Below are 2,580 nucleotides of genomic sequence, written 5' to 3'. Positions count from 1 at the left end.
AACTTCTTAAGTTTTTTATCTTTAGCTACTTGTATTCTTTCTTGAAAACGTCGTGGTATCTGATTCTGCTGATTTGTTTTACGAAAAATCATAGCTCAATAAAATAATTTTTACAATCATTGTAATAGCTACAAATACAAACATTGATTCTCCGTAACCATCAGAACTTTCTTACTTCAACCCAACCCACAAAAAATGCTTATACATAACCACCCAATGTTTTGCCTCAAAAATTTTCTTAGTATTTCAGCAACGTGCTAGAACATTATTGTATAGAATTTTTGGAGTTGGTAATTTGAGATATGATACCATGTCTGGATAAGAGCGCAATAGAACTCCGTGACCTTTACGCTCCCCGAAAAACTTTATCTTTCTACTCGGGGTTTCTTCTTCTTTCTTTCCTTCTGACTCCTGACTCCTGACTCCTAAAGAATTAAGATTCATATCATACACTAATTTACCAACGCCGAATTTTTCAGTAAGTGTGGATACACTGCTGGAGATCCCCCCTAACCCCCCTTGACAAGGGGGGAAACCGGAAGTCCCCCTTTTTAAGGGGGATTTAGGGGGATCGTTGTTTTTCGTACCTCATGCGTAAGTCCTGATCATACTTACTAGATGGCAAAACTAAGACGTTATAGTTATGGGTCCCTGATTTCTAGAGGCAACAACATCTACTAGATGGCAAAACTAAGACGTTATAGTTATGAGTGCCTGATTTGTAGAAGTAACCTACTTAGTAGATGGAAAACTAAGACGTTATAGTTATGAGTGCCTAATTTTTCATCACCACAAAAGCGACAACAATAGAAAAACTAAGACGTTATAGTTAGCAGACAGAGATTCCTACTCTAAAACTTTGATAAAATTGCTTTTTCTCTTTTAAAGATAATAAAGCTGATAGCTGACTGCTGAATACTGAATGCTTACCATACTATTCCAACCAAGATGAAAGGTCTCTGTCAATCAAATCTTGTAACTTGATAATATCTTCACGGTAGAATTCAGTTAATACTTGACGCTCTTCTGAAGAAAGAGGTTTGAGTTCTTTTCCTGCTGAATTTAACTTAATTATACTAGAGCGTAATTTCTGCCGCATTTCTAAAGGCATTAATACTCTAAGCGTTGATGAAATAGCTGTCCTAACTGGATTTTTTGTTTTCAATAAATTATTCAATGTTTGATTCTTAGGTACAGCCGCACTTTGACTACGCTTTGAAGTATCAGGGTTAAATGCATCATCTACCCCAATAAATCTATAAATCTCTTGCATAACCTTTAAAGAATCTTTAGTTAAATCATCATGGAGAATAATTTTTAATTTTTCCCGGTCGAAACTATCAAAATAATGTTTGATAGGAGAATAATATAATCCTTTCTTGATTGTTGAAGAACTATCTGCACGAAATTTAACTTGTTCGCTTAGAGAACGAACTTTTCCCACATTTATCCCATCGCGAAGGTGCATTAAATAATCAGAATAAGCTCTGTCTACAGGATTTCTCAATATAGCAATCATTTTCACATCAGGAACATAACGTTGAATCATTTCCGATGAAGTTTTATAGTTAACAAGATAGTTAGGAGAAGCTTCTCCTATAGCAATCTCATCTTTTACATTCATAAATAGTTCACAGTATCTTTCCCAGCTATTAATTCTTTTTCTTGTTCCTGTATCTGGTTTTTTTTCTGTATTGTTTTCCCAATCTGTAGCGAAAAAATTTGTTTCCTTAATGGGACTCATATACACCTGGGGATGTTCCTTTAAATATCCATAGACGGATGTAGTTCCTGCCTTCTGTACTCCTATTATTAGAAAAGTTGGTAACTTCATTGTATTTCTCCTAAATTTAAACTTATAGATATAGACATTTATTATTAAAGGTATCAGACTACTAATTCGGAGTTTAGAGCATAGTTTACTATGATGCTTAAATTATAATTTATTAAGAGCTATCTTCCACACATTCTGATGAATTAGTAACTCTTCATTCCTAATTAAGCTAAGAATAATTTAAATTCTATATCCTTCACAGGAGCGCCCATTCCCTTGCGTCTACTACAGATGCGGGGTCGCACCACTGTTAAGAGTTCCTTTTGGCACAAATTTTAGATATATGGTTTAAATGCAAAATAGCTAATATCTTGGTTTAGTTTACTGCATTGATAGACTATTGTAAATAATCTGAATATTATATCAATCCGTGCATAATTTATAAAAAACTCACCGCTGTTTCTAGTTAAATCTTCCCTTTTTCCTAATTTCCAGATATTATATACACAACCGCTTTAAGGATTACAATACTAAATGTTGAACACAGATTAAATTTGTTTTATATACCATATCCGGATGATTAAGTATCATAAAAATGTTCTATTGAAGCGATATTGAAGGAATATCCCAAATTTCTGCTCCCTTTCCAGTGTTTTCACTTGAATTTACACCTACCATCGGCTTTGTTGCATGAAAGTAGCGATCGCCAAAAACTCCCTTAGTTGGAAGTTAACTAGATTTCTACTTTGTAGCTCTGGGGTTTACCATTTTGAATCATCACGTTGAGTATGGAACATTGTATGAAT

General features: G+C 34.0%; 2 protein-coding genes. Both read right to left on the bottom strand.

Annotation, left to right across the window (positions count from 1 at the left end):
* Window positions 1-246: 246 nt before the first annotated feature.
* A complete protein-coding gene (locus F6K27_RS32880; RefSeq protein WP_124147020.1) occupies window positions 247-444 on the bottom strand; it encodes a hypothetical protein in 198 nt (65 codons plus the stop codon).
* A gap of 490 nt (window positions 445-934) precedes the next feature.
* Window positions 935-1,834 (bottom strand): sulfotransferase domain-containing protein, encoded by a 900-nt coding sequence (locus tag F6K27_RS32875; RefSeq protein ID WP_287280150.1) that lies wholly within the window; start codon window positions 1,832-1,834, stop codon window positions 935-937.
* Window positions 1,835-2,580: the final 746 nt, after the last annotated feature.

Origin of the sequence: Okeania sp. SIO2F5, assembly GCF_010692685.1 — a bacterium.
Taxonomy (GTDB): Bacteria; Cyanobacteriota; Cyanobacteriia; order Cyanobacteriales; family Microcoleaceae; genus Okeania; species Okeania hirsuta.
The sequence above is the reverse complement of the archived record's forward strand: the minus strand, read 5'-3'. Positions and strand labels throughout refer to the sequence as shown.